The sequence below is a fragment of the Roseibium sp. Sym1 genome (genome assembly GCF_027359675.1).
In the GTDB taxonomy this organism is placed as follows: Bacteria; Pseudomonadota; Alphaproteobacteria; order Rhizobiales; family Stappiaceae; genus Roseibium.
Window position 1 is genome coordinate 2832851 of record NZ_CP114786.1, and the last position, 26255, is coordinate 2859105.

26 protein-coding genes are annotated in these 26255 nt (G+C 62.1%); 17 read left to right on the forward strand and 9 right to left on the reverse strand.

The features are described 5' to 3' along the window. Positions 1-148: 148 nt before the first annotated feature. A complete protein-coding gene (locus O6760_RS12865; protein ID WP_269585758.1) occupies positions 149-1216 on the reverse strand; it encodes an NAD-dependent epimerase/dehydratase family protein in 1068 nt (355 codons plus the stop codon). A 526-nt stretch (positions 1217-1742) separates the two neighbouring features. Here O6760_RS12865 and O6760_RS12870 point away from each other — a divergent pair. The 13 genes from O6760_RS12870 to O6760_RS12930 all read left to right on the forward strand — a co-directional run bounded on the left by O6760_RS12870 (position 1743) and on the right by O6760_RS12930 (position 15319). Continuing rightward, entirely contained in the window at positions 1743-3482 is a 1740-nt protein-coding gene (locus tag O6760_RS12870) for an ABC transporter substrate-binding protein (protein WP_269585759.1), read from the forward strand. 128 nt (positions 3483-3610) lie between these two features. Continuing rightward, a complete protein-coding gene (locus O6760_RS12875) occupies positions 3611-4675 on the forward strand; it encodes an ABC transporter ATP-binding protein (protein WP_269585760.1) in 1065 nt (354 codons plus the stop codon). Between the two features lie 11 nt (positions 4676-4686). After that, positions 4687-5775: an ABC transporter ATP-binding protein gene (locus O6760_RS12880; protein WP_269585761.1), complete on the forward strand. Its 1089-nt coding sequence runs from the start codon at positions 4687-4689 to the stop codon at positions 5773-5775. Next, a complete protein-coding gene (locus O6760_RS12885) occupies positions 5775-6641 on the forward strand; it encodes a carbohydrate ABC transporter permease (protein WP_442969875.1) in 867 nt (288 codons plus the stop codon). Before O6760_RS12880 ends, O6760_RS12885 begins: the two co-directional genes overlap by 1 nt. 11 nt (positions 6642-6652) lie before the next feature. Beyond that, complete coding sequence (locus O6760_RS12890; RefSeq protein ID WP_269585762.1) at positions 6653-7450, forward strand: carbohydrate ABC transporter permease; 798 nt, start codon at positions 6653-6655, stop codon at positions 7448-7450. Then, positions 7450-7728 (forward strand): DUF2160 domain-containing protein, encoded by a 279-nt coding sequence (locus tag O6760_RS12895; protein WP_332306224.1) that lies wholly within the window; start codon positions 7450-7452, stop codon positions 7726-7728. Before O6760_RS12890 ends, O6760_RS12895 begins: the two co-directional genes overlap by 1 nt. A 134-nt stretch (positions 7729-7862) precedes the next feature. Continuing rightward, entirely contained in the window at positions 7863-8258 is a 396-nt protein-coding gene (locus O6760_RS12900) for a BlaI/MecI/CopY family transcriptional regulator (RefSeq protein ID WP_248154233.1), read from the forward strand. Continuing rightward, complete coding sequence (locus tag O6760_RS12905) at positions 8245-9432, forward strand: M56 family metallopeptidase (protein ID WP_269585763.1); 1188 nt, start codon at positions 8245-8247, stop codon at positions 9430-9432. The genes O6760_RS12900 and O6760_RS12905 overlap by 14 nt, the downstream gene beginning before the upstream one ends. Positions 9433-10221: 789 nt before the next feature. Further along, positions 10222-12102: an NAD(P)H-dependent oxidoreductase subunit E gene (locus tag O6760_RS12910; RefSeq protein ID WP_269585764.1), complete on the forward strand. Its 1881-nt coding sequence runs from the start codon at positions 10222-10224 to the stop codon at positions 12100-12102. Beyond that, positions 12099-12827, forward strand: a complete 729-nt coding sequence (locus O6760_RS12915) for a 2Fe-2S iron-sulfur cluster-binding protein (protein WP_269585765.1) — start codon at positions 12099-12101, stop codon at positions 12825-12827. The genes O6760_RS12910 and O6760_RS12915 overlap by 4 nt, the downstream gene beginning before the upstream one ends. Further along, positions 12824-13393: an NADP oxidoreductase gene (locus O6760_RS12920; protein WP_269585766.1), complete on the forward strand. Its 570-nt coding sequence runs from the start codon at positions 12824-12826 to the stop codon at positions 13391-13393. Before O6760_RS12915 ends, O6760_RS12920 begins: the two co-directional genes overlap by 4 nt. 14 nt (positions 13394-13407) lie before the next feature. Beyond that, the gene (locus tag O6760_RS12925; RefSeq protein WP_269585767.1) at positions 13408-14850 is read left to right on the forward strand and encodes a Ni/Fe hydrogenase subunit alpha; all 1443 of its coding nucleotides are present in this window, start codon (positions 13408-13410) and stop codon (positions 14848-14850) included. A gap of 10 nt (positions 14851-14860) precedes the next feature. Next, positions 14861-15319, forward strand: a complete 459-nt coding sequence (locus O6760_RS12930; protein WP_269585768.1) for a hydrogenase maturation protease — start codon at positions 14861-14863, stop codon at positions 15317-15319. A gap of 80 nt (positions 15320-15399) precedes the next feature. On the opposite strand, the gene O6760_RS12935 is transcribed toward O6760_RS12930, so the two are convergent. The 8 genes from O6760_RS12935 to O6760_RS12970 all read right to left on the reverse strand — a co-directional run bounded on the left by O6760_RS12935 (position 15400) and on the right by O6760_RS12970 (position 23353). Next, a complete protein-coding gene (locus O6760_RS12935; RefSeq protein WP_269585769.1) occupies positions 15400-15675 on the reverse strand; it encodes an amphi-Trp domain-containing protein in 276 nt (91 codons plus the stop codon). Beyond that, entirely contained in the window at positions 15672-17021 is a 1350-nt protein-coding gene (locus O6760_RS12940) for a metallophosphoesterase (RefSeq protein WP_269585770.1), read from the reverse strand. Before O6760_RS12940 ends, O6760_RS12935 begins: the two co-directional genes overlap by 4 nt. A gap of 17 nt (positions 17022-17038) precedes the next feature. Continuing rightward, the gene (locus tag O6760_RS12945; RefSeq protein ID WP_269585771.1) at positions 17039-17740 is read right to left on the reverse strand and encodes a histidine phosphatase family protein; all 702 of its coding nucleotides are present in this window, start codon (positions 17738-17740) and stop codon (positions 17039-17041) included. Further along, entirely contained in the window at positions 17737-18837 is a 1101-nt protein-coding gene (locus tag O6760_RS12950; protein ID WP_269585772.1) for an HprK-related kinase B, read from the reverse strand. Before O6760_RS12950 ends, O6760_RS12945 begins: the two co-directional genes overlap by 4 nt. Beyond that, entirely contained in the window at positions 18834-19724 is an 891-nt protein-coding gene (locus tag O6760_RS12955; RefSeq protein WP_269585773.1) for a GAK system ATP-grasp enzyme, read from the reverse strand. Before O6760_RS12955 ends, O6760_RS12950 begins: the two co-directional genes overlap by 4 nt. Continuing rightward, a complete protein-coding gene (locus O6760_RS12960; RefSeq protein ID WP_269585774.1) occupies positions 19717-21351 on the reverse strand; it encodes a phosphotransferase in 1635 nt (544 codons plus the stop codon). Before O6760_RS12960 ends, O6760_RS12955 begins: the two co-directional genes overlap by 8 nt. Next, positions 21344-21886 carry an NUDIX domain-containing protein gene (locus O6760_RS12965; RefSeq protein ID WP_269585775.1) on the reverse strand — a complete coding sequence of 181 codons (543 nt, stop codon included), beginning with the start codon at positions 21884-21886 and terminating at the stop codon, positions 21344-21346. The genes O6760_RS12960 and O6760_RS12965 overlap by 8 nt, the downstream gene beginning before the upstream one ends. Positions 21887-22483: 597 nt before the next feature. Beyond that, on the reverse strand, positions 22484-23353 hold the full coding sequence (locus O6760_RS12970) for a MurR/RpiR family transcriptional regulator (RefSeq protein ID WP_269585776.1): 870 nt from the start codon (positions 23351-23353) through the stop codon (positions 22484-22486). On the opposite strand from O6760_RS12970, the gene O6760_RS12975 reads away from it, so the two are divergent. The 4 genes from O6760_RS12975 to O6760_RS12990 are packed head-to-tail and all read left to right on the forward strand — an operon-like array spanning position 23352 to position 26215. After that, the gene (locus O6760_RS12975) at positions 23352-23531 is read left to right on the forward strand and encodes a hypothetical protein (RefSeq protein WP_269585777.1); all 180 of its coding nucleotides are present in this window, start codon (positions 23352-23354) and stop codon (positions 23529-23531) included. The genes O6760_RS12970 and O6760_RS12975 overlap by 2 nt on opposite strands. Beyond that, the gene (locus tag O6760_RS12980) at positions 23501-24286 is read left to right on the forward strand and encodes an N-formylglutamate amidohydrolase (RefSeq protein ID WP_269585778.1); all 786 of its coding nucleotides are present in this window, start codon (positions 23501-23503) and stop codon (positions 24284-24286) included. The genes O6760_RS12975 and O6760_RS12980 overlap by 31 nt, the downstream gene beginning before the upstream one ends. Then, a complete protein-coding gene (locus O6760_RS12985) occupies positions 24279-24875 on the forward strand; it encodes a TRAP transporter small permease subunit (RefSeq protein ID WP_269585779.1) in 597 nt (198 codons plus the stop codon). Before O6760_RS12980 ends, O6760_RS12985 begins: the two co-directional genes overlap by 8 nt. Then, the gene (locus tag O6760_RS12990) at positions 24875-26215 is read left to right on the forward strand and encodes a TRAP transporter large permease (RefSeq protein ID WP_269585780.1); all 1341 of its coding nucleotides are present in this window, start codon (positions 24875-24877) and stop codon (positions 26213-26215) included. The genes O6760_RS12985 and O6760_RS12990 overlap by 1 nt, the downstream gene beginning before the upstream one ends. Positions 26216-26255: the final 40 nt, after the last annotated feature.

The following is a 26255-nucleotide window of genomic DNA, read 5'->3' on the forward strand; positions in this document are numbered from 1 at the left end:
GAGGCTCCTGCTTAACCGGACAGCAGTGGGTTTGACCCTGCAATCCATGCCGTGACGATGCCACAAGCAAGGCCGTGTGACCGGACGCGCAACGGCATGGGTCCCATGGTCAAGCCATAGGATGTCGTGGAAGGAGGGGCGCTGCTAACTATCGATACCCCTGTTTCCGAAACGCCCCGGCCTCGATCATCTGCTGGAACATGTCCTCCATCGATTCCTTGTAGGGCCTGTAGGACATGCCGAGCGCGTGTCTGCTCTTGGTGTTGTCGGCGCGCCATTTGACGTCGACATTGTTGGTGACGAATTTCCGGGAAATACCGCTGACAAGGGGGCCGACGGCCCAGACGATCCATTTCGGCAGGGACTTGCGCGGGACCGGATAGCGGTCGCCGTATTTGTCGATCAGGGATTTGCCGAGTTCCAGGATGTTGGTGTTGTGGCCGGAGATGATGTGGCGACCTTCGGCGTCCGCGGAAAAACCCGCGGCCATGTGGGCCCTGGCCAGATCGCGCACGTCGACCACGCCGATGCCGAGCTTGGGAGCTCCCTGTTTCATGGTGCCGTCGCCCATCTGGCGGACAATGTTGAAGCTTTCCGACGTCGGTTTCTTGGCCAGCGCCGGTCCGATCACCAGGGACGGATTGACGGTGACCAGCCTGAAGCGGTCCTGTCCGTGCGCGATCTTCCAGGCTTCCTTCTCGGCGAGCGTCTTTGAATAGCTGTAGGGCTGGTAGGCGAGGGACGCGGTGGTGTTCCAGATGTCTTCGGTCAGAACACCGCCAGGGGCCTTCCGGCAATCGATGGCATCGGTATAGATCGCGGCGCAGGAGCTGGTGACGACGACACGCGTGACGCTCGGGGTTGCCACAGCGGTTTCCAGGACGTTGCGTGTGCCCAGGACCGCCGGATCGACCAGTTCCTTTTGCGGGTTCCTGACGGTGACCGTGAACGGGGAGGCGGTGTGAAAGACGACGGAACAGCCCTGCATGGCGTCTTCATAGGAGTCCGGTTGCAGCAGGTCGGCCCGGAAGAACCTGATCTCGCCGGGCGCCTTTTCGGCAATCGCGGTCAGGTGCGAAAGCCTGTGAGTTGCCGCCGGGTCGCGGATGGCGGCGTGCACCGTGACGCCGGCCTCGAGCAGTTCCTTCACCAGCCAGCCGGCGACATAGCCGGTGGCGCCGGTGACCAGGACCGGCGCGTCGGTTGAAATCCGCATTTTCGAGACCTCGTTCTGATGAGGGGTGTTGACCGACCAGTCTCAACAGATAGCCGGAGGGGTGTCGTGGTCAACAGACACCGTCCTGTGCATTCCACACCTATTGCGAAACGGATGGCCGGTCAAAGCGGATCGTGCCAACCCGCTCGCAGGGTCCTCCCCGGGAGGCATTCGTGGTGCTGTTGCGCTGCAAAATTTGTGGGTCATTTTCGTTTTGCGACGCAAAACGAACCTTAATGGAAGTCAAAAACGGCTATATCTGAAAGACCCGAAACCCGATTTCGGGCTACCTCTGTTGTCAAATTTGTGCCACACTCATATCAATCGGTGGTTCCAATGACCCCGAAAAAGCGGAGCGCAGCTTGCGTTGCGCCAGAAATAAAATTATATATTTCAATAGTTTATGACTTCATTTGATGGAGTCTAAAATCTACTAAAAATTTAGTTTGACAACGTGGCGAGGCTGTGTCCATCTATGCGGAGCCGGGTATTCACGGCGAAAATTATCTCACGGGAGGAGATGCAGATGCGTAAGTATCTACTCTCCGCAGTCGCAGCAGGTGCTGTGCTTGCGGGAGCAGGGTCCGCTTTTGCCGACGAGGCGGCGGCCCAGAAATGGATCGACCAGGAATTCCAGCCGTCCGTTCTGTCAAAGGATGAGCAGCTTGCAGAAATGCAGTGGTTCATCAAGGCGGCCGAGCCGTATGCTGGTATGGAGATCAACGTCCTGTCCGAAGGCATTCCGACGCACTCCTACGAGTCGGAAGTCCTCACCAAGGCCTTCGAAGAAATCACCGGTATCAAGGTCAATCACCAGATCCTCGGCGAAGGGGAAGTGGTGCAGGCCGTGCAGACACAGATGCAGACCGGCCGGAATCTCTATGACGCCTATGTCAACGATTCCGACCTGATCGGCACCCATTCCCGTCTGCAGCTGGCCTACAACCTGACCGACTGGATGGCAGGTGCCGCCAAGGATGTCACCAACCCGGGTCTCGACCTGGACGACTTCATGGGCACCCAGTTCACCACCGGTCCGGACGGCGACCTCTACCAGTTGCCCGACCAGCAGTTCGCGAACCTCTACTGGTTCCGCAAGGACTGGTTCGACCGTGAAGACCTGAAGGCGGCCTTCAAGGAAAAATACGGCTACGACCTGGGCGTTCCGGTCAACTGGTCGGCATACGAAGACATTGCCGAGTTCTTCACCAAGGACGTGAAGGAAGTCGACGGTGTCGAAATCTACGGTCACATGGACTACGGCAAGCGTGCACCGGATCTCGGCTGGCGCATGACCGATGCGTGGCTGTCCATGGCCGGTGCCGGCGACAAGGGTGAGCCGAACGGCATCCCGGTCGACGAATGGGGCATCCGCATGGAAGCCGGCACCTGTAACCCGGTGGGCGCATCCGTGTCCCGCGGTGGTGCCGCCAACGGTCCGGCTGCTGTCTACGCGATCCGCAAATGGGACGAGTGGCTGCGCAACTACGCCCCTCCGGGCGCCGCCAGCTTCGACTTCTACCAGTCCCTGCCGGCGCTCAGCCAGGGCAACGTTGCCCAGCAGATCTTCTGGTACACCGCCTTCACCGCGGACATGGTGAAGCCGAAGTCCGAAGGCAACAACACCGTGGATGACGAAGGCACGCCGCTGTGGCGCATGGCTCCGTCCCCGCACGGCCCGTACTGGGAAGAAGGCCAGAAGGTCGGCTATCAGGACGTGGGGTCCTGGACCATCCTGAACTCCACCCCGGAAGACCGCGCCAAGGCAGCCTGGCTCTACGCACAGTTCGTCGTCTCCAAGACGGTCGACACCAAGAAGAGCCATGTCGGTCTGACCTTCATCCGCGACAGCACCGTCAACCACGAGTCCTTCTCCGAGCGGGCTCCGAAGCTCGGCGGCCTGGTCGAGTTCTACCGGTCTCCGGACCGGGTTGCCTGGTCCCCGACCGGCGTCAACGTTCCGGATTATCCGAAGCTGGCCCAGATCTGGTGGCAGCAGATCGGTGACGTGAACTCCGGCGCGTTCACGCCGCAGGAAGCCATGGATCGCCTCGCGGAAGAAATGGACATCGTCATGGCCCGCATGCAGCAGGCTGACGAACGCGCCAACGTCTATGGCGGCTGCGGCCCGCGTCTCAACGAAGAGTCCGATCCGGAAGAGTGGCTGTCCAAGCCGGGTGCTCCGAAGGCCAAGCTCGATAACGAGAAGCCGCAGGGCCAGACCGTCAACTACGACGACCTGGTTGCTCGCTGGGCCAAGAACTAAGGCCTGGCCCCATCAAGCACGAAACTGGACCGGGGCTTGTCCCCGGTCCTTCACCGATCCGAAAGTGACGGGCCGCGGCCGCAACAAGGCCGCCCTTCAAGCCCAGTCCGGACGCGGGCAAGAAAAAAATGTCTCTAGAACTCAAAAACGTCAGCAAGCGCGTTGCCGGCATCACGCATGTCAAGGAAACGAGCCTGACCCTGCAGACCGGCCACTTCAATGTTCTCCTCGGAGAAACCGGCTCGGGCAAGACCTCGCTGATCAAGCTGATGGCCGGCCTCGACAGCCTGGCCTCCGGGCAGATCCTCCTGAACGGCAAGGATGTGTCCCGCCTGTCGGCGCAAAAGCGCAATATCAGCCTGGTGCACCAGTTTTTCGTCAACTATCCGCACATGTCGGTTTACGACAACATCGCCTCGCCGCTGAAGGTTGCCGGCGTTGCCAGGTCGGAGATCGACGGGCGGGTGGAAGAGGCCGCAGCCATCCTCAAGCTGAAACCCTATCTCAACCGCAAACCGAACGAACTCTCCGGCGGACAGCAGCAGCGCACGGCGCTTGCCCGCGCGATTGTCAAGGAAAGCGACGCGGTTTTTCTCGACGAGCCGCTCGCCAATCTCGACTACAAGCTGCGCGAGGAACTGCGCGACCAGTTGCCGGATCTCTTTGCCGGCCGCGGCGCGGTGGTTGTCTATGCGACGTCGGAACCCGAGGAAGCCCTCCTGCTCGGAGGCCATACCGCCCTGATGACCGACGGCAATGTGGTCCAGTTCGGCCCGACCGCGGATATCTACCGCAAGCCGAAGGACCTCGACGCTGCCAAGGTGTTCTCCAATCCGCCAATCAACACGGCGCCGGTGAACAAGCAGGGCGACACGATCATCCTGAACGACGATGTCCGCTGGTCGGCGTCCGGCGCGGCGGCAAGCCTGCGCGACGGACCCTATACGCTGGCGATCCGTCCGCACCACGTCATGCCGGTGGAAAGCCCGCAGCACAGCGTGCGGCTTCAGGGCAACGTCCTGGTGACCGAGCTCAGCGGTTCGGAAAGCAGCGCCCATTTCGACATGCACGGCCAGTCCTGGGTGTCGCTGTCGCCGGGGGTACACCCCTATTTTGTCGGCGAGGTCCACACCTTCTACCTGGACCCGAGCCATTGTTTCTTCTTTGCGCCCAATGGCGACCTGGCGGCCTGAGGAGAGGACTTATGGCACAAATCAAACTCTCCAACCTGCGTCACAGCTACAGCCCGAACCCGTCGAGCGATGCCGACTACGCGCTGAAGAAGATCGACCTGACCTGGGACGACGGCGGCGCATACGCTCTGCTTGGCCCGTCCGGCTGCGGCAAGTCCACGCTCTTGAACATCATCTCCGGCCTGCTGGTTCCCTCCGAGGGGCAGATCCTGTTCAACGACCAGGACGTGACCGCCCTGCCGCCGGCCAAGCGCAACATCGCGCAGGTGTTCCAGTTCCCGGTCATCTACGACACCATGACCGTTTACGACAATCTGGCGTTTCCCTTGCGCAACCGCGGCCGGGACGAGGACATCGTCAAGCAGCGCGTCATGGCGATCGCGGAGATGCTGGAAGTCGAGGGCATGCTCAACACAAGGGCGGCAAATCTGTCGCCCGACAACAAGCAGAAGATCTCGATGGGCCGCGGGCTCGTGCGCCAGGACGTCAATGTCGTCATGTTCGACGAGCCGCTGACCGTGATCGACCCGCATCTGAAATGGAAGCTGCGCTCCAAGCTCAAGGAGCTGCATCAGCGGGTCAAGGCGACCATGATCTACGTCACCCACGACCAGACCGAAGCCCTTACCTTCGCCGACCAGGTGGTGGTGATGCAGGATGGCGAGGTTGTCCAGATCGGCACGCCGGTCGAACTCTTCGACCGGCCCGCGCACACCTTTGTCGGCCATTTCATCGGCTCGCCGGGCATGAATGTCCTGCCGTGCGAGGTGAAGGGCGGCGCTGCCTTCTTCGGCGGCGAGAAGGTGGATCTCGAAGGCGCGGTCGACGGCGCCGGTGACGGTTCGGCCGAAATCGGCATTCGTCCGGAATTCGTCTCGATCTCGTCCAACGGGTCGGGAGTGGCCGCGACCGTGCGCAAGGTTTCCGACATCGGCCGCCACAAGGTGGTCGAGGCGGTGGCCCACGACCAGCGCGTCCACGCAATCCTGGAAGGCGAGGCCCCGAACGCGGGCGACGCCGTCAAGCTCGACTTCAAACAGACCCAGACCCGGCTCTACAAGGATGGCTGGCTGGCAAGCACGCCGGGAGGGGGTGCCTGATGAAAACGCAAAACCAACGCGCCTGGTGGTTCGTCACCCCGGTGCTTCTCCTGGTGGCCTTCAATGCGCTCATTCCGATGATGACCGTGGTGAATTACTCGGTCCAGGAAACCTTCGGCGACAACCTGTTCTTCTGGGAAGGGCTAGGCTGGTTCGAGCAGATCCTGCGGTCCGAACGGTTCCATGCGGCGCTCGGCCGGCAGCTGTTCTTCACGGTGATGATCCTGATCATCGAGGTGCCGCTCGGGGTCGCCATTGCGCTCGCCATGCCCAAGAAGGGATTCTGGGTGCCGTTCTGCCTGATCACCATGGCCCTGCCGATGCTGATCCCGTGGAACGTGGTCGGGGCCATGTGGAACATCTTCACCCTGCCGGATATCGGCCTCCTGGGCTACTTCATGAACCACACGCTGGGCATTTCCTATGACATGACCCAGGATCCGGTTGCTGCCTGGGTGACCATCATCGTCATGGATGTCTGGCACTGGACGTCGCTGGTGGTGCTGCTGGCCTATGCCGGCCTGGTGTCGATCCCGAACGCCTATTACCAGGCGGCGGAAATCGACGGCGCCTCCAACTGGGCCGTGTTCCGGTTCATCCAGTTGCCGAAGATGAAGACGGTGCTGACCATTGCGGTGCTGCTGCGCTTCATGGACAGCTTCAACATCTACACCGAACCGTTCGTCCTCACCGGAGGCGGGCCCGGCAACTCCACGACGCTGCTCTCGATCGACCTCGTGAAGATCGCCCTGGGTCAGTTCGACCTCGGACCGGCAGCCGCCATGTCCCTCATCTATTTCGCCATCACGCTGTTCGCCTCCTGGCTGTTCTACACGCTGATGACGATGAACGATAACAAGTCCTGAGGAGACCCGTCATGCGCATGAAAAGCCTGGTCCCGGCCCTCTACATCCTCTTCCTGATGCTGCCGATCTACTGGCTCGTCGCGATGAGCTTCAAGACCACCAACGAGATCCTCGCCGGGTTCACCCTGTTCCCGCAGACCTGGACCTTCGCGAACTACATCGAGATCTTCACCGATCCGACGTGGTACTGGGGGTACATCAACTCGATCATCTACGTGACGATCAACACGGTCATCTCGATCACCGTGGCCCTGCCGGCGGCCTATGCCTTCTCCCGCTACTCCTTCGTGGGCGACAAGCATCTGTTCTTCTGGCTCCTGACCAACCGGATGGCCCCGGCCGCCGTGTTCGCGCTGCCCTTCTTCCAGCTTTATTCGGCCGTCGGCCTGTTCGACACGCATCTGGCCGTGGCCCTGGCACATTGTCTCTTCAACGTGCCACTTGCCGTGTGGATCCTGGAAGGCTTCATGAGCGGCGTGCCCAAGGAACTCGACGAGACCGCCTATGTGGACGGCTATTCCTTCCCGCGGTTCTTCATGACGATCTTCCTGCCGGCGATCAAATCCGGTGTCGGGGTGGCCGCGTTCTTCTGCTTCATGTTCTCCTGGGTGGAAATGCTGCTGTCCAAGACGCTGACCGCCGTCGAGGCAAAACCCATCGCCGCCGTGATGACCCGGACCGCTTCCTCCGCCGGTTACGAACTCGGGCTTCTGGCGGCCGCCGGGACCCTGACCATCATTCCCGGCGCCATCGTCATCTACTTCGTCCGCAACTACATAGCCAAGGGCTTTGCCCTGGGGAGGGTCTGATGCTTGGCTGGATGGCCTGGACCTGGCCGACGGCGCTTCTGTTCGTCGGCATCTTTTCCGCGATCGGTTTCCTGACTGTCGTGGAGCTCAAATATCCCGGCGGTCATGCCCGCAAGGGTGTCCTGGGACTGGAAACAACCCGCGGCGACCGCCTGTTCATGACCCTGCTGGGCACGGCCTATATCTTCCTGGCCTGGCTCGGGCTGATGGGCGAGCCGCTGTGGTGGCCGCTGGCGCTGAGCATCGGCTGGGGCGTGTTCTGCTTCTGGAAAGTGTGATCCTGCGCTGCGCCCCGTGAGATCGGGGCGCGGCGTTGCCGTTTTGCCAACTAAATGAATAGTAATTTCCGCTGACTTGGTGCATGAATAATAGGCATAAGCCACATCCATTCCGAAATGGGCACAGGATTGTAATGAGAAAGCGTAAGAGCAACGAGTTTTTGACCGAAGTCGAGCTGGAGTTCATGACCGAACTCTGGAAACTCGGTGAAGGCTCCGTTCGGGATATCCTGGCAACCCTGCCACCCGAGCGCAAACTTGCTTACACGTCCTGCGCAACCATCATGCGGATCCTGGATGAAAAAGGCTTTGTGGACAGCCGGAAAGAAGGCAAGACATTCATATATAGCCCTCGGCTGACACGGGATACCTACCAGTCCCGTTCTCTTCGAAACCTGTCGGAAAAACTGTTCGACGGCACACCGGCATCGCTGGTGGCCCGGCTGGTCGACGAATACGAACTCTCGGGGGACGATCTGGAGGAAATTAGAGCGTTGCTGGACAGGAGGAGGACAGATGACGCTACTTGACCAGGTCTTCGATGTTTACATCGATCTGAACATCACGCTGGCCATCACCGCGACGGTGTGGCTGAGCGTCAAGCTTCTGATGGCCCGCTTCGGAAACAAGCTCGACTTTCCCGTCCAGCTCGGTCTCCTGAACGGGCTGTTTGCCTTGATCCTGCTGTCACCGCTTGCGGTGGCGGGTTATCAGCACCTGCTGGCGGCCGAAATGGTTCCGGCGGTCATGTCCGTCAACCTGGCGGATTACGCGGTCTCGCAATATCTTCGGGGCGGCGTTGCCATTCCGGCGGAGGACTTCCAGTTCCTGCTCGGCATGCGCGGCCAGCTCAGCAAGGATGTGCTGACGCTGTCGACCGGGCTCGGTGCCGGCATCGCCCTTGCCCTTCTGGCAGGTCTGGCGTGGTTCAGCGCAAGGCTGGCAATCAGTTTTGTCCGTCTCAACCGGATGCTGGCCTCGTGTCACGACTGGCGCCGGCAGGGCCGCGTGCATCTGCTTCTGTCGGATCATGCGCTCGTGCCGTTTTCCGCGCGTGGCCTCGTGAATCACTACGTGGTCATCCCGTCCGAACTGCTGGGCGAGCCCGACGACCTGAAGCTCGTGCTGAAACACGAGTTCCAGCATCTGCGCCAGGGCGATGTCGCCTGGGAGATCGGCCTGGAACTGCTGCGGCCTCTGTTCTTCTGGAACCCGTTCTTCTATGTCTGGAAATCGGAAGTGGAGCGCCTGCGCGAACTGGCCTGCGACCAGCGTGTGGCTGAAAATGCCCATGTGGATCTCAGGTCCTACTGCATGTGTCTGCTGCGCGCCGCGCAGGCGGGCCTGAAGAAGCGGCAGGACCAGATGACGCGCGGCCGCGCGGTCGGTGTCGCCGCCGTTGCGCTGCTGGAGGTCCAGGACCGGTTCCTGCGCCGCTCCCCGGCCCAGAAACTGCGCCGCCGCGTCGAGGCCCTTCTGGAGACCAACCGGATCCGGCCGCATTGGGGCGTGATGGGACTGGCCGTTGTGCCGATGACCGCGGTGATCTTCCTGACGGCACTGTCCCTGCAGAAGCCCGCGGACTGGAGCTACGACCGCCTGATGCTGTCCACGATCATCAATCTGGAGCGGCTGGAGACGATCAACGGCAATCTGGACAAGATTGAAGCCGTCAGCACCTTCGGTCAGCGTCCGCTGCGCTGACCTTTCCGACCAATCCGACCTTGTCCGGGCGCCTCGAGGCTGTCGTGACACATTAAAGACTGGCATCGTTGGGGGCAGGATCGTTCCTGAACAGGCGGAAAGCGCAAGGAAGTGCAGCGCACTTTCGAGCATTTCCAACGCCTTCAGGGACGATCCTGGACCAACCCCGAAGGGGCCGCCCGGAAATCGGGTCATTTCCGCGTCTCATGTCGTCGAATATGCCCCGCATGTCCGTCCTCCATGCTCCTTGAAATGACCCAGTTTTCGAGCGGCGCTGCCAATCGTTAATGTGTCACTACAGCCTAGGGTCAGGACCCATTAATTTGAGTGAAATGGTAGGGATGAATTTGTTCGGATACGAGGCGCAAAACTGCAGGAAACCGTCCGGTTTCCAAAGATTTGCAACGACGTTGCCGGGCAAATTCACCCTATCCCGGACGGAGGCAAAAACGGCTTCGATCTGCTGCGTCACACCGCTCAACCGGGCAGGAAGCCCGCTTATCGCGCTTTTCCTTGCAGCTCATCGCCGTTTGTTGCGCCATTTCAATCAAATTAATGAGTCCTGACCCTAGCGCCCGGTTTTGTATCCGGCGCTCCTTTCCTGCCTCGATCTTATGCAGCTTGATCTGGCTCAAAGACGCATTGCCGCATCTGGGGGAGCGTGTCCGCACGAGAGAATTTTCACGGGAAGCGTGCCGGATTTCACCGGGTTGTCAAACGACCGTCGTTTCCTTCTAATCGATTTAGCAATGAGAGCGTCGCTCCGGCGACTTCATGAGGGAGATCTCCATGGAGAACGGTCACGAGACCGGGAACGGTGTTGCCGCGCAGGTGTGTGACGTGGCGCCGGTGCCGGATGCTGAACTCGCGGCGATCTGCACGCGGTACGGCTGTGACAAGCACCGCATGCTGGATATCCTGCGGGAGGTGCAGGATCGCTACCGCTGTATCGCGCCTTCGACCATGGACCGGATTGCCGCCGGGACCGGCCTCACCCGGATCGAGGTGGAGGGGGTCGCCAGCTTCTATTCCTTCCTGTCGCTGACACCGAAAGGCCGGGTGACCATCCGCCTGTGCGACGACATCGTCGACCGCTACTCGGGGCTCGAAGCGGTGTCCGCCATCTTTGAAGAGGTGCTCGGTATCCGTATCGGCGAGACGTCCGCCGACGGCGCTTTCTCGCTGGAAGTCACACCCTGCATCGGCATGTGCGACCAGGCGCCCGCCGCCATGGTCAATGACGTGGTGTTGACGAGGCTCACACCCGAAACGGCGCGGGCAGCAGCCGAGGCGCTCAAAGCCGGTGAGGCACCGGAGCGGATCGTGAGCGAGCGTTTTTCCTCCCTGACGCCGCATGAGCGCGCGCTGCACATGGTCGACAACAACATCCGCCATGCCGGCGAAGTGCTGCTCGGACCGGTGCCGGAGGAGGCCGGGCTGAACAACGCCGTGTCGATGACGCCGGCACAGATCATCACCGCTGTCGAGGACAGCGGTCTGCGCGGATGTGGCGGCGCCGGGTTCACGACCGGCCGGAAATGGCGGTTTGCCGCCAGCGAGCGCGCCGAGAAGCATTTCGTCATCTGCAATGCCGATGAGGGCGAGCCGGGCACCTTCAAGGATCGCGTGCTACTGACCGAACGGCCGCACCTGCTGATCGAGGGCATGACCATTGCCGCCCGTGCGGTCGGGGCGCGGGAGGGCATCCTCTACCTGCGCGGCGAATATGTCTATCTGCGCGAGCTCCTTGAGCAGGTTCTGGAAGAGCGGCGGCGTCGCGGTCTGCTCGGCAAAGCGATCCTCGGCGTCAAGGGCTTCGATTTCGACATCCGCCTGCAACTCGGGGCGGGCGCCTATATCTGTGGCGAGGAAGGTGCCTTGATCAGCTCCTGCGAGGGACTGCCGGGCGAACCGAAGACCCGGCCGCCTTTCCCGGTCAATCGCGGCTATCTCGGCTACCCGACGGTGGTCAACAACGTGGAGACCTTCTGCCATGCCGCCCGGATCCTGGACCGGGGCGCGAAGTGGTTCCACGCCATGGGCACGGAAGGTTCGCACGGCACCAAGCTGTTCTCCGTCTGCGGCGACTGCCTCAACCCGGGCATTTACGAGCTTCCCTATGGCCACACGGTGCGCGAGTTGCTGGAGATGGTCGGTGGCGGAGAGGCCGCCGCGGTGCAGGTCGGCGGCCCGAGCGGGACGATGATTGCCCGCGACAGCTTCCACCGCAAACTCACTTTCGACGATCTCGCCACCGGCGGCGCCATCATCATCTTCAACGGCGACCGCAACATTCTCGAGATCGTCGAATATTACATGTCCTTCTTCGTGCATGAGAGCTGCGGTTATTGCACGCCCTGCCGGGTCGGCAATGTGTTCCTGCAAAAGGCGATCCAGAAATTCCGCAAGGGCCTCGCCAATCCGGAGGACATCGACTACCTCAAGGAGCTCTCCGGCACGATCATCGAGACCAGCCGCTGCGGTCTCGGCATGACCTCGCCCAACCCGATCCTGTCGACCCTGAAGAACTTCCCGCTGGTCTACTCGGCGGTTTCCAAGCCGAGCAAGGACGGCATTCGCGACACGTTCGACATCCAGTCGGCCATTGATGGCGCGCGCAAGATCGCCAAGCGCCGCTCCTACATCTTCGACAAGGATTTCACCCAATGAGCGGCACCAAGAAAGAGACTGGCTTCACCTTCACCATCGATGGCATCGAAGTCACCGCCTATGCCGGTCAGACGATCATGGAAGCCGCCGACGAGGCCGGGGTCTATATCCCGCGCCTGTGCGACCACGAGGGCCTGCGCCACCAGGGCAGCTGCCGGGTGTGCACGGTGAAGGCGGGCGGGCGCAGCGTTGCCGCCTGCACCCAGCCGGCGGCACCCGGCCAGGCGGTCGAGAACGAGACCCCGCACCTGACCAAGATGCGCCGGGATCTCGTGGAAATGCTGTTTCACGAGGGCAACCACCTCTGTCCGATCTGCGAGGCCAGCGGCAATTGCGAATTGCAGGCGATGGCCTACCGGCTCGACATGACGGAGGCCACAAAGTTCCCGTATCTGGAGCCGTGCCGGGCGCTGGATGCGTCCCACCCGGACATCGCGCTGGACACGAACCGCTGCATCTCCTGCGGGCGCTGCATCCGCGCCTCCCAGGACGTCGATGGCAAGGGCATCTTCGGCTATGTCGGCCGCGGCATTCACCGGCGTGTCGCCGTCAATGGCGAGAACCTGGCGGACACGGATGCCGAGGTCACGGACCACGCCATCAGCGCGGAGGTCTGCCCGGTCGGCTGCATCATCCGCAAGCGGGTCGGCTTTGCCGTCCCGATCGGCGAGCGCGAGTTCGACAAGGGCCTGATCGGTCATGACATCGAGGAGAAGCGCAAATGAGCGAGCTGCCCAAGGCCCGGATCGCAACCGCCTCCCTTGCCGGCTGTTTTGGCTGCCACATGGCGATCCTCGATATCGACGAGCGGCTGATCGACCTGATGAAACTGGTCGATGTCGACCGTTCGCCGCTGACCGACAAGAAGCGCTTCACCCAGCGCTGCGACATCGGCATCATCGAAGGCGGCTGCTGCAACGAGGAAAACGTGCATGTGCTGCACGACTTCCGGCGCAATTGCGACGTGCTGATCGCGCTCGGCCAATGCGCGATCATGGGCGGGCTGCCGGCGATGCGCAACGCGATCATGCATTCCGACGCACCTCTGCGCGAGTGCCTCGACGAGGCCTACATCACCGGCAAGTATATCCGCAACACGACCCACAACGTGCCCAACGACCCGGCGCTGCCGCTGCTGCTGGACGAGGTCTATCCGTGTTCCCAGGTGGTCGAGATCGACTACCAGATCCCGGGCTGCGCCCCGACCGGCGACATCATTTTCGACACGCTCTCCAAGCTTCTGACCGGCAAGTTCCGGGGCTTTGAGCGTGACATGATCAAGTTTGACTGAGGCGGGACGTCGTCATGAGTGAATCCAGACTGATTGAAATCTCGCCGGTCACGCGCGTGGAAGGCCACGGCAAGGTCACCATCCATCTGAATGCCGACAACGAGGTCGACGAGGCCCGGCTGCACATAGTCGAGTTCCGCGGTTTCGAGCGGTTTATCCGCGGACGGCTGATGTGGGAAGTGCCGGTGATCGTGCAGCGGCTCTGCGGCATCTGTCCGGTCAGCCATCACCTTGCGGCGGCAAAGGCCATGGACATGATCGCCGGTGTCGACCAACTCACACCGACGGCGGAAAAGATGCGCCGGCTGATGCATTACGGCCAGGTGATGCAGTCCCACGTGCTGCACTTCTTCCACCTGGCCGCGCCGGATCTCCTGTTCGGCTTCGGCGCGCCGGCGGAGAAACGCAACATCTTCGAGGTGATCAAGGAGCAGCCCGAGCTGGGCAAACGCGCCGTCCTGATGCGCAAATACGGCCAGGAGATCATCGAGGCGACGGCCGGCAAGAAGATCCACGGCACCGGCGCCATTCCGGGCGGCATCAACCGCAACCTGTCCACCGAGCGCCGCGATCATTTCCTCGCCTCCATCGACGAAATGATCGCGTGGGCGCAGGATGCGGTGAAGCTTGCCCGCGATTACACGCTCGAGCACGAGGACCTGGTCTCCGAGTTCGGCTCGTTTCCGTCCAACTACATGTCGCTGGTGCGCGAGAGCGACGGGGCTCTCGATCTCTATCACGGCACTCTGAGGGCGCTCAGCTCGACCGGCGACACGATCTTCGACCAGGTGCCCTACACCAGGTATCACGAGCTGATCGTCGAGGACGTGCGCTCCTGGTCCTACATGAAGTTCCCCTTCATCAAGACACTCGGTCCCGACGCCGGCTGGTATCGGGTCGGGCCGCTGGCACGCATGAACACGGCCAGCTTCATCGACACGCCGCTGGCCAATGCGGCGCTTGCGGACCTGAAGGCGGTCACCTGTGGCACGCCGAACAACTCGACCCTTGCCAATCACTGGGCGCGCATGATCGAGGTGCTGCATTGTGTCGAGAAGATCCGCGAGCTCCTGAACGATCCGGACCTGCAGGGATCCGACCTGGTTGTCACCGGAGACCGGCGCGAGGAAGGTATCGGCGTCATCGAGGCGCCGCGGGGCAACCTCATTCATCACTACAAGGTCGACGAGCACGACCAGGTCACCTATTGCAACCTGATCGTCTCCACGACCCACAACAACGAGGGCATGAACCGGGCGGTGAAAGACGTGGCGGTCAAGCATCTCTCCGGCAGGGAGAAGATCACCGAGGGCATGCTCAACCATGTCGAGGTCGCCATCCGAGCCTATGACCCGTGCCTCTCCTGCGCCACCCACGCGCTCGGCCAGATGCCGCTGCAGGTGGAACTTTTCGGTGCCGACGGCACGCTGGTCGACAGCCAGACACAGTGCGTGTGAGGGTGTTGGAATGCTGCTGATCGGCTACGGCAATCCGGGGCGCGGGGACGACGGGCTGGGGCCGGCCTTTTCCGAAGGCATGGCCGCGCGCGCTTTGCCGGGTCTTGAGGTCGATACCGACTACCAGCTGGTTGCCGAACATGCGCTGGCGGTTTCAGGCCATGACCTCGTGATCTTCGCGGATGCGGAGATGGGCGGCGAGGAAGCCTTTTCCTTCCGGGAAATCGCGCCGGGCGCTCCGGACGTGCTCGGAAGTCACAGCCTGGTTCCCGAAACGGTGCTGGCGCTCGCCGAAACGCTCTATGGTGCATGTCCGAAAGCCTTTGTGCTCGGCATTTCCGGGTATGAGTATGGTGAGGTGAAAGAGGGGCTGTCGGAGAAAGCCGGTGCAAACCTGGCAGCGGCGGAAGCCTTTTTTCTGGACTGGTTAGCCGGCGAAATATCTTCGCGCCACGCCGCCCACGCATGAGATGCCGGCTTGCGAGCGCATCCCCGTCCTGTTGAAGGATCGGGCTGAAAAGGATCATTCAAGCTGATGTCTGGGCTTGCCTACCCGCCCTTGACCTTCAGCTTGCCGCTGTCCCTGCCGTTTTCGGTGTCGTTGGTCCAGGTGAGGCGCAGGTCGAGGCGGGACTGGTCGTCCTCCTGGGTGGCGGTGACACGCAGGGTGATCAGGCCCCTGGGCTCCAGGGTGATCTCGCCGGTGTCGTCGCCGAACTCGAGCTCACCCTTGGCAATGCCCCGCTTGACCGCGTCGAGCAGTTTCTGGATCGACTTCCTGTCCTGGAGAGACTGGTGCCGGAACCGGCCCTTGCGTTCCATCATCGCGACACTCCGTGCTGCTTCAGGATCTCAACCGGGTCGAACAGTTTGGCATGCGGATAGTCCCGGCTGAGGCCGAGAATATTGCCGCTGGGCGAGATGATCGTTGCCCCGGTGCCGATGCCGTCCAGACCTTCGGAGCTTCTGGAGTGGCGGTCAAGGGTGATGTCGGCCTCCAGGTGCAGGAGGCCCTGTCTGGAGGTCAGTTCCTGACCGCAGTGGCGGTTGATGTGACCCTGGACCAGGAGCTTGATGCCCGCCAGATGAAGCTCCTCGACACCGGCCTCGGTCAGCGGGTGATCGACATCCCGGTACTTGGTCCGCATCAGGTTGGCGATCGTGCCGGAATAGAAGACAAAGGGATCCTTGCGGCTTTCCTTCCGGAAGCGCCGGTTGACGTGATCGACGCCCTTTTTCGAGATCTGGGCGGACATCTGGTCGTCGATGCCGGCATGGACGAACAGCAGCGATCCGCTCTGGTGCACGGCCTTCATCTGCCGAAACAGCCACGCGTAACGGCCATCAGGCTCGATGAACAGCTCCCGGCATTTCAGCGCCGCGGCAAAAAGCTCCCGGATCGACAGGCCGACTTCGGCGGCGTGGTCCGCGAACTTGTCGGTCTTTTTCTTCAGGCGTTGCATCTCCTTGCGGATCGCGGCGTCGTTCATGTAGGCCGCGGCCGCCTTCGGGAACTGCTTCGTCCATTTCCTGCCGGGCACCATCAGGCGCAGGCAGTCCATTTCGTCCGGAAGGTGGTCCAAGGCCGAGGATGCATCGACATGGCGGTCGAAGATCTCCTTCAGCAGCGGCATCACCTTCTTGCCCATGCGCACGAACATGTGTGCGTTGAGCGAGCTGCGCTTCACGGTGAGCGCTTCCAGACCGAGAAAAAGCCGGAGGTCGTGATTGCCGGCGAGCAGCACCACGTCCGTGGATTTCATCAGGACGGCCAGGGCGTCGAGCAGGTCAAGATTGCTCGGGCCCTTGTCGAGGCAGTCGCCGCCGATGATGATCTGGCAGCTCCGCCCGAAGGGCGTGAGCTCGAACTCCGTCAGGCCCGTGCCCGTGCGGATGATCGCCCGCGCCGCCACGAGGGAGCGCAACAGGCTCTCGGCATCGGCATGCAGATCGGAAATGAAGATCACCGGCCTTGCCGGCCAGTCCCAGGGACCGAGCTCATTGGCTTTGGCAAGGCTGGTGACGAGGTCCGGCGCGTTGTTGCAGGCAATAGGCAGGTCGTGTCCCTTTTCGATCGGCCAGGGCACACAGCTCTCGGGCAGGTCCAGGTCCCGGCTGTTGGTGCAGGCAATCGGCGGCAGCAGGGGGCTCAGGGGCGTGTCCGTCATCATTGGGCTTGGCGTTCCAATCAGTCCAGTGCGGTTTCCAGAACCTGACGCTGTTTCCAGGCGCCGGCGACATGCGACCAGCCCGCGTCCGGGCTGAAACTCACGACAACGGGTCTTGCGTGGTGCATGCTGACCTTGCGGATGTCGTCGAAAGCGAGCACGCCGAGATGGTGCGCGGCATGGCGGAAGGCCGCTCCATGGCCGACAAAGACCTGCGCGGTCACCCCGGGGTGGGCTGCCAGCGCGTCGAGCCGAGTCTCCAGGAAGGCGGCCACGCGCGCGCCGGCCTCCAGCAGGCTTTCGGCTCCCTGGGCGGGAAGCCTGTAATGGCTGTTCGATTTCCAGTCTTCGGGGGGCGGCGTGTAGCGCGGATCCTCGGCAAGCACCTGTTCGATCTCGGGGATGGTCAGGTTGGCAAAGGCGCCGACACTGCGCTCGGCAAGCGCCTCGTGCTCGGTCACGGTGACGTCCGCTCCCGTAGCTTCGGACAGGGATTGGCCGAGAAGCGTGGCCGTCTGCCAGGCGCGCTGCTGGCGCGAACACAGCACCTCCGGCACGAGGCGCCAGCCATGGTCTGCGGCAAGGGCCGCAATTTCGTGGCCCGCGTCGGCGGCCTGCCGCCTGCCGGCATCGGTCAGCTGAAACGGCTGCAGCGCGCTCGGCGTGCCGGGTTTCTGGTGATAGGCGCCGTGCCGCACGAGGATTGCAAAACGGTTGGTCATGGTTTCTGCCCCAGGAGATCGGCCCCTGCGTGGAACAGGGCGTCGAAATCAATGTTGCCCGTGACTTCCCAGACCTGCACGTCCCTTAATGCGTTCAGATAGGCCGGCGTATCCATTTCCGAGTGGTCCGTCCAGAACATACCATTGGTGCCCTGAAAGAACGGGCCCGGACTTTTCATGATCGCGGTGAGGAGGTCGGGCCGGTTCTCCAGGTTGACCTGGCGGACATTTGTCGGTTCCACGCTGTCCCGAGACCAGTTCAGCACCCAGAAATCGGTCAGCCCTGCGTCATGGGAAATCCGGCCCGGGCCGTAGATGTCGTCGATGAAGAGGTCGTATTTTTCTTCCAGGTGCCAGAGTTCGTCCGGTTCGAGATTGCGCAGCTCTTCCTCGCGTTCCTCGTCGATGAGGCCGGCAAGGCGGGCATTGGTGACGATGGTGCCCGGATTGATGCGCGGCAGCTTTGGGATGCCGAGCGCGTCGGTGCGGTTGCCGGCATTGCGCACCAGCAGACGGTCATTGGTGACATAGTGCGTTCCGGCGATTTCCATCAGGCGCAGCATGGTCGTCGACTTGCCGCCGCCGGAGAGGCCGGAAATGGCCAGTCCCTTGTCAGCCATGCGAACCGCGGCCGCGTGGCAGGCGACCCATCCCTGCCGCTGGAAATGGTTGAGGATCTGGGTATTGACGAAGTTGATCACCTGGTTGGGATAATCCTTCGTCGGACCGAAGGCGATCGCCCAGCCGGGCGCCTGCAGGAATTGCACGCCGGTGCGCACCTTCAGCACCATGCGCCCGTTGTCCAGGTCGCAGACGGCATCCTTGCGCCCGGTCTTGCCCGGTTCCCGGGCCCAGTCGGTGTAGGCCACCGTGAAGGGCAGGTCGGCTTCGCCCAGGACATGGACGGTCAGGTCCGGTTCCGAGGGTGCGGAAATGACGTGCTGGAAGTAGCGCAGGAGTTCGGCCAGCAGCGTGTCCGACATGCAGCGGACTTCAATGACCAGCCCGCCGACAGTGAGACACACCGGGTCTGAGGCCTGGGTCTCGCGTACCGGCGCGAGCGCATCGACAACGTCCTGAACGCTGATGCCGGTCATGCGCGCACCCTTTCAATCACGTGGTTTGCGTAAAGCGTTGCCGCGTCGATGGAGGCGCCCTCGAGCGCGCCCCTGAAGCCGCCAAAGGCGGAGACTTCGAAGATGACCGGGCCGGCATCCGTCAGTCCGACGTCAACCGTGGTGAAATCGAGCTCGAAGGGCGCCTGGGCGCGCCGGGCCAGCTCGACCAGATCCGCATCCGGTTCGAAGGGCTCGTATTTGCCGCCATGGAGAATGGTCGTGTTCCAGCTGTCGGTCTGGGCGACGCGGGCATAGGTGCCAAGGTATTTGCCGCCGAGGAACACCATGCCGAGATCGCGGCCCGAAAGATTGACCTTCTGCTGCAGGTACATCACCGGGTTGTCGGCCTTGAAGGCCTCGATCTTCCGCCGGAGCGCCGCTTCGTCTTCGCCGCCATCCATCAGCGACATGCCGCGGGCCTTGGTGGAGAACAGCGGCTTGAACACCGCGCCACCGAAGCGCCGCACGGCGGCAAGAGCCAGGTCGACGCTTTCCGTGACGCAGGTCGCCGGCATCGGCATGCCGGCATTGGCGAGCGTCACGGTGCAGCTCAGGCGGTTGACAAGGCCGAGGATGGACTGCGTGGACGAAAAGACCCTCACGCCCGCGGCTTCGGCGACGCGCAGCATCTCAAGCCGGTCAAGTGTCGCCGGACTGTACTGTTGGCTGATCTTCTTGATCACCAGGCCATCGAGCTTGCAGAGGTCGGTGGCCCCTGACATCAGCGCGCGGTTTTCCAGATCGAGCGCAACATCGGCCATGTCGACCACGCAGCGGTAGCCGGTTTCCTTTTCCAGTGCATCGGCGAGAACCTCGGTCGACCACTTTCCCGGAATGCCGATGACGCCGATTTTCAGGTCAGTCAACGAAGAGCTCCTTCATCTGAAGCCGGAAGCGGGCTTCATCGCCGGGCGGGCAGGCAAGCGCCTGTTCGATCAGGTAGCGGGCGCGCAGCCACATCCGCCTTGCATGGGACTTGTCGAAAATGAACCGGGTGGAACTGGCGAAGGACCGGGCAAGTCCGAGCGCCAGCCGGTATTCGAACGTCGCGTCGCCCTGCTTGCGGGCAAACCCCCTGGCGGATTTGTAGAAGTCCTGGGAGACCTGCATGATCCGCCGGCGCGTCTCGCGGTCGAGCACCTGCAGCCGGTAGTTGGAGACCATGAACACCGAGACATCCTGAACATAGTCCATGTAGCGCGACCGGTGCAGGTCGATGAAATGGACCCGGTCCTCGCCGGGGTCGTAAAGGATGTTGTCGACATTGAAGTCGCCGTGGATATGGACCGAGAACGGTGCGGGGACCCTGGTCTCCCGTTCGGCGGCCTGGTCGATCAGCTTGTCGAATGACGGCAGGACCTCGCCGGAGAAGCTGACCTTGCGGTCCTTGAATTCCGGATGGACCCGGCGCACGTCCCCGAGCCTCCTGGCAAGCTGTTGCATGCTGGCCAGTTCCGCCGGTTCGCCGGTCCTGGTCTGTTTCCAGATGTCCCGGAGTGTCCGGTTGAGTCGCTTGAGTGCGCAGGTGCAAAGGGTCTCGTTTCCGCTCAGGACGATATGTTCGAACGTCTGGCCGGGCAGATGTTCGATCAGAAGGGCTGCGGACCGGTCGCCTTTCTCGTAGGACAGGATCTTCGGGGCAAGGCCCGGATAGATCGAGTGCCAGCTTTTCACCCCCTGGCGCTCTTCCTTCACCTTGCTTTTCTCACCGTCCTTGAAGACCGCCGCGACCTCTTCGGTCTTGCGGTCCTTGATGGCCGAGATGGAACTGCCGGAGCGGGTCTCGGCAATGGTCTCGACGGTCAGGTCGCCGCCCGGTCCGTCCAGGTCCGACATCAGGCTCTGAAGCGCGAAATAGCGTTCGAAATTGACCGCCTGGCCGATATTGGCGGAGATCAGGGCCTCGCTGATCGAGCGCAGCGAGTCGCCCATGCGCTGGATCTCGCTGGCGACCAGCAGGCTGTTGGCGATGTCGGCCGGCCGGATTTTCGTGTTGCGCATCTCCCGGGTGTAGGTCTTGAACAGCTTGCGGTAGTCGGCCTCGATCCTGTCCTGAAGCTGGCCGATCCCGATCGCCAACTCACTGTCGCCGCTGACAAGTGCCTGCTCGATGCGGGCAACTCCGCCGCGGACCCGTTTGACGATGGCCGGGTAACGCTGCGGCTCCAGCGCTTCGAACTCTTCGATCTGCTCGACATGGTGCAGGGACTGGCGTGCCAGGTTGGACAGGCGCTGCAGGTCGGAGGCGATCAGTTCCAGGCTGCGCAGGGTGATGTGTTTGCGGTTGGTCGTCTTCGCGCCGCTCATCTGGCGCACGCAGGCGGCGAGGATGCGCGTCTTCAGGTTATGGGCATATCCGGCCCGGTCCATGATCCGGCGCGCGGTCGCAGCCGTCGGCTCCTTGAAGAAGGCCTCAAGCTGGATCAGCTGACCGTCAATCTCCGCGCACAGGAAATGGAGATTTTCACGGATAATCTTCGGTATGTTAGTCATCGTGAGGCCCGAGATAGACTTTGGGCACCCGCGTACAGCCAACTGGAAACAGTTTTGTGACATAAAGCGGACGTAGCAGCGCCGCGTCCTCGGCGGTGATCCACCTGGTGGCAACCTGATGCGGATCCGGATGGTCTCCAAGCATTGGTTGATAGCTCTGCGGGACGGTGCATTCGAAGATCAGATCGAGCTGGTGCTGGCGCTCCATGCCGTCCGATTTCGCTCGGTAGAGATCAGCTACATGCCGCAAGTCGCCAACTGTCACCTCCGCGCCGATTTCCTCCAGGCACTCGCGTTGCAGGGTCGCTTCCAGGTCTTCGCCTGGCTCCTGCTTTCCGCCCGGCAAGGTGTAGTAAACCCCTTTCACCGGATGGTTTTTTTCCTGCACCAGCAAGTGCTCGCCGCGCAGGATGAAGGCGCGCGGTGTCGCGCGGATGAGCGGGCGAAACGGTGGAGAGGAAAGGTCGCTGGAGATCGTGCTGCGTCCTTTGTCTGTCGCGGCATCGGGCCGCGGGGGGGGCGGTCTCGGTGCCATACCATGACGCCGCATCTGTGCCGACACCCTGCCAAGATCGGTCGGAGTATAGGTGAGTCGCGCGCACCCGGCTAACCGATAAAAGCCTGTGAATTAAGGGTGGGTTGAGCACGGAAAGTGAGATGCCTCCCATGGTTTGACAGCAAGTCCGTCACCTCAGGAATCAGCAGGCCACATCCATCATCGTCATCCTGAGGAGGGCCGGCAGGCCCGTCTCGAAGGATCGGTAATTTGCCTGGGAGTGTGCTGCGGATCCTTCGAGACAGCGCTGCGCGCTTCCTCAGGATGAGGCTGAATTTTGGTGGCGACGTCAGTTGAAGCCTCGCCCCAATCACCATGGTCATCCCGGCCTTGAGCCGGGACCTAATCCACATGTCGGCGCGTACAGGACCCTGAAAAGAGCAACGCGGCGCCCATACCCATACCTGCTTCAACCCGACAGCTCTGGAAACGAGTGGGTCCCGGCTCAAGGCCGGGATGACCTCGGTGGGAGTGGTGAGATCTTGTGCCCGTTCAAGGCCGGGGTGATCACTGAGAGTGGGGTGAGGGCGTGTTTTCAGGCCGATCAGAATGACCGATGGTGGACCCGGCAAAAACTCAGATATCCGGCCCCATGGCCCGCCCTTCCGTCGAGGGGTCGATTTCGTTGCGCAGTTTTTCCAGGGCGCGCATGCGTTCCTGGGCACGGCCCTGGTTCTCCCGGGTGACGCCGGCGATCAGCACTTCGGCAATGGCCATCAGGGCCAGCGAGGAGTCCCAGGGGGAGGGCACGGCGACGCGGGCCGGCAGCACATAGCTGGCGATCCGGCCGACCGGGGACATCCAGCTGTCGGTGATCAGCGCCACCGTGGCGCCCTGCTGGGCCGCCGCCTCGGCAAACTGGATGATCTCTGCCTGGTAGCGGCGGATGTCGAAGATGACGACCACGTCCTTCGAACCGATACCGATCAGCTGGTCGAGCCAGTTTCCCTGCTGTCCGGCGACGTGATTGACATTGGGGCGCACGATCCTGAGATGCGCGGCCATGTAGCGGGCGAGCCCGTCGGTGAAGCGCCCGCCGATGAGATGCACGGTCTTGCGCTCGTCGGCGAGCAGCTTTGTGAGCCCGGTCAGCTCGCCCTTGGGCAGATGCGCGAACGTCTCGCGCACATTGTCGAGAAGCTGGCTGACATGGGGGTCCCGGTCCGGTGCGTCGGCCATGTTGTTGCTGCGTGCCAGCGGAGAGTTGAGCTGGCTTTCCAGTTCGCTGCGCAGCTTTTTCTGGAACTCCGCGAAGCCCGGAAATCCGAGCCTGCCGACAAAACGCAGGATGGTTGGTGAACTGACACCGGCGGCTTCCGCGAACTGGGCGACGGTGCCCAGGCCCTGCATCGGATAATTCGCCATCAGCGCATGGGCCGCCTTCTTTTCCGTGGCGGTGAATTCATCCAGACGGTCGCGGATCTCTTCCAGAAGGGGGCGTTCCATGGGCTTCGGCCTTTTTCCCATTGGTGCCGCTGAAATTCATTTGACAGCGGTCTCATTCTGCGTATCAAATATTACAGAAGTTAGCGAAGTCGGCAATCCTGTAATAAACATTACAAAGAAACAGGGTGGTCTTTCAGGGAGTTGGGAATGGGTGCAGGTCTCCCCGCAGGAGAAGTGAACCACGCTGTCGCGGTTGAAAATGCCGAGGGGGCAGGTCCGATCGTGCTTGTCTGCGACCATGCCTCCAACTTCTTTCCGCCTCCCTATGACACAAGCCTGAACGTCAGCGATGCCGACAAGAAAGCCCATATCGCCTGGGACCCGGGCGCGCTTGGCGTTGCCAGGGGGCTGTCGAAGGAGCTTGACGCGCCGCTCGTCTTCACAACGGTTTCCCGGCTGATCATCGACTGCAACCGGGAGGAAAACCGGCCCGACCTGATCCCGTGTCTGAGCGAAACCACCGAGATTGCCGGGAACAGGGACCTGAGCCCGGAAGAAAAGGCATTGCGCATCGATCTTGCGCACCGGCCCTTTCACACGGCGATCGACGAGGTGCTGAACCTGCGCAAGGGCAAGGGGCTGCCGAGTGCGGTCGTCTCGATCCATTCCTTCACGCCCGTCTACAAGGGCCAGTCCCGGCCGTGGGAGATCGGATTGATCTATGAGAGTGACCGGCGCCTGGCCGATCCGGTGCTGGCGGACCTGAAGGCCCGCGGCGACCTGACGGTCGGCGACAATGAGCCCTATTCGCCCGCTGATGGCGTCTATTACACGATCCACCGGCATGGAGAGGAACGGCAATTGCCCTGCCTGATGATCGAGATCCGCAACGACGAGATTACGACGCCGGAAGAGGAAGCCCGCTGGAGCACGCTGCTGGCACCGGTGCTGCAACGCGCCGCGCAGATGGTTGGGGGAGGTGCCCATGCTTAAGCTGGCCTGCCTCTATGTCCGCGCCGTCGACGGGTTCAACCGCGGGCTCGGCAAGGTGATCATGTGGGGTGTCTTCGTGATGGCGGCGATTCTGTTGTGGTCGTCGATTTCCAAGACGTTCTTCAATCCGTCGCTGTGGACGCTGGAAGTCGCCCAGTTCGCCATGGTCGCCTATTACGTTCTCGGCGGCCCCTATTCGATCCAGATGGGCTCGAACGTGCGCATGGATCTCTTCTACGCCGAGTGGAGCGTGCAGAAGAAAGCCTGGTTCGACGCCTTCACCGTGCTGCTGCTGATCTTCTACCTCTGTGTCCTGCTCTATGGCGCGCTCAATTCGACAGCCTATTCGCTCGGCTATTTCGGCAAGGATTCGATCGGCTTCTGGTGGGACCTCTTCATCACCTTCGTGACCGGCGGTCCGGACGCTGCGGCTGAGAAGCTCGGCTACATCGAGCGCAGCCCGACCGCCTGGCGGCCCTATCTGTGGCCGGTCAAATTCATCATGATCTTCGGTTTCTTCCTGATGCTGCTCCAGACCGTCTCTGAACTTCTGAAAGACATTGCCCGGATCAAGGGAGTGTCTCTCTGATGTCCTATGAGTTGATCGCTCTCCTGATGTTCTCGTCGATGATGCTGATGCTCCTGACGGGGCAGCGCGTCTTCGGCGCCATCGGCGGCATCGCGGCCATCGCGGCGCTGGCGCTGTGGGGCACCGGCGGCGGTGACATTCCGTTCTCCGCGGCCATGAAGCTGATGAAATGGTATCCGCTGCTGACCCTGCCGATGTTCATCTTCATGGGCTACGTGCTGTCGGAAACCAAGATCGCCGACGATCTCTACAAGATGTTCCATGTCTGGATGGGGCCGGTTCATGGCGGTCTCGCCATCGGCACGATCCTGCTGATGGTGCTGATCTCGGCCATGAACGGATTGTCGGTCGCCGGCATGGCCATCGGTGCGACCATTGCCCTGCCCGAACTTTTGAAACGCAAATACGACAAGCGCATGGTCACGGGGGTGATCCAGGCCGGGTCCTCCCTGGGGATTCTCGTGCCGCCCTCGGTGGTCTTGGTGCTCTATGCGATGATCGCCCGCGCACCGGTCGGCCAGCTCTGGTTGGCGGGCATCGTGCCCGGCCTGATGATGGCAGGTCTGTTCGTGGTCTATATCGCCGTGCGCTGCAAGATCCAGCCGGAACTCGGCCCGGTTCTGTCGAAGGAAGAACGGGAAGCGTCCAAGGATCAGAAATATCACCTGCTCCTGGCAGGCATCCTGCCGATCGTGATCTTCGCCGCCATGATGGTGCCCTTCGTGATGGGCTATACCAGCCTGGTCGAGGCCTCGGCGATCGGCGCGCTGACCGCGTTGCTCGCCTCGATCGTGCGCCGGCGCATGACCTTCGACATCCTGATCCTGTGCATGAAGAACACGCTCGGCATTTCCTGCATGTTCATGTGGATCATTCTGGCGGCCCTCGGTTTTGGCGCGGTGTTCGACGGGCTCGGCGCGGTCAAGGCGATCGAGAACCTCTTCACCGACCAGCTCGGCCTGTCGCCCTGGATGATCCTGATCCTGATGCAGCTGTCCTTCCTGGTGATGGGCACGTTCCTGGACGACACGGCGATGCTGGTGATCGTGGCGCCGCTCTATGTGCCGCTGGTGGCAACGCTCGACCTCGGCATGCCGGCGGGCGAGGTGCTGATCTGGTACGGCGTGCTCTACACGATCACCACGCAGATCGCCTACATGACGCCGCCCTTCGGCTACAATCTTTTCCTGATGCGGGCAATGGCGCCCAAGGATGTCACCATGCGCGACATCTACGGCTCGATCACGCCGTTCGTCGCGGTGATGATCCTGGCGCTCGTTCTCGTCATGGCTTTCCCGCAGATCGCGCTCTGGCTGCCGGATCTCGTGTACGGCAGGTAGGAGGATCTGAGGGCAACAACAAAACGTCCGGAGGAAACGG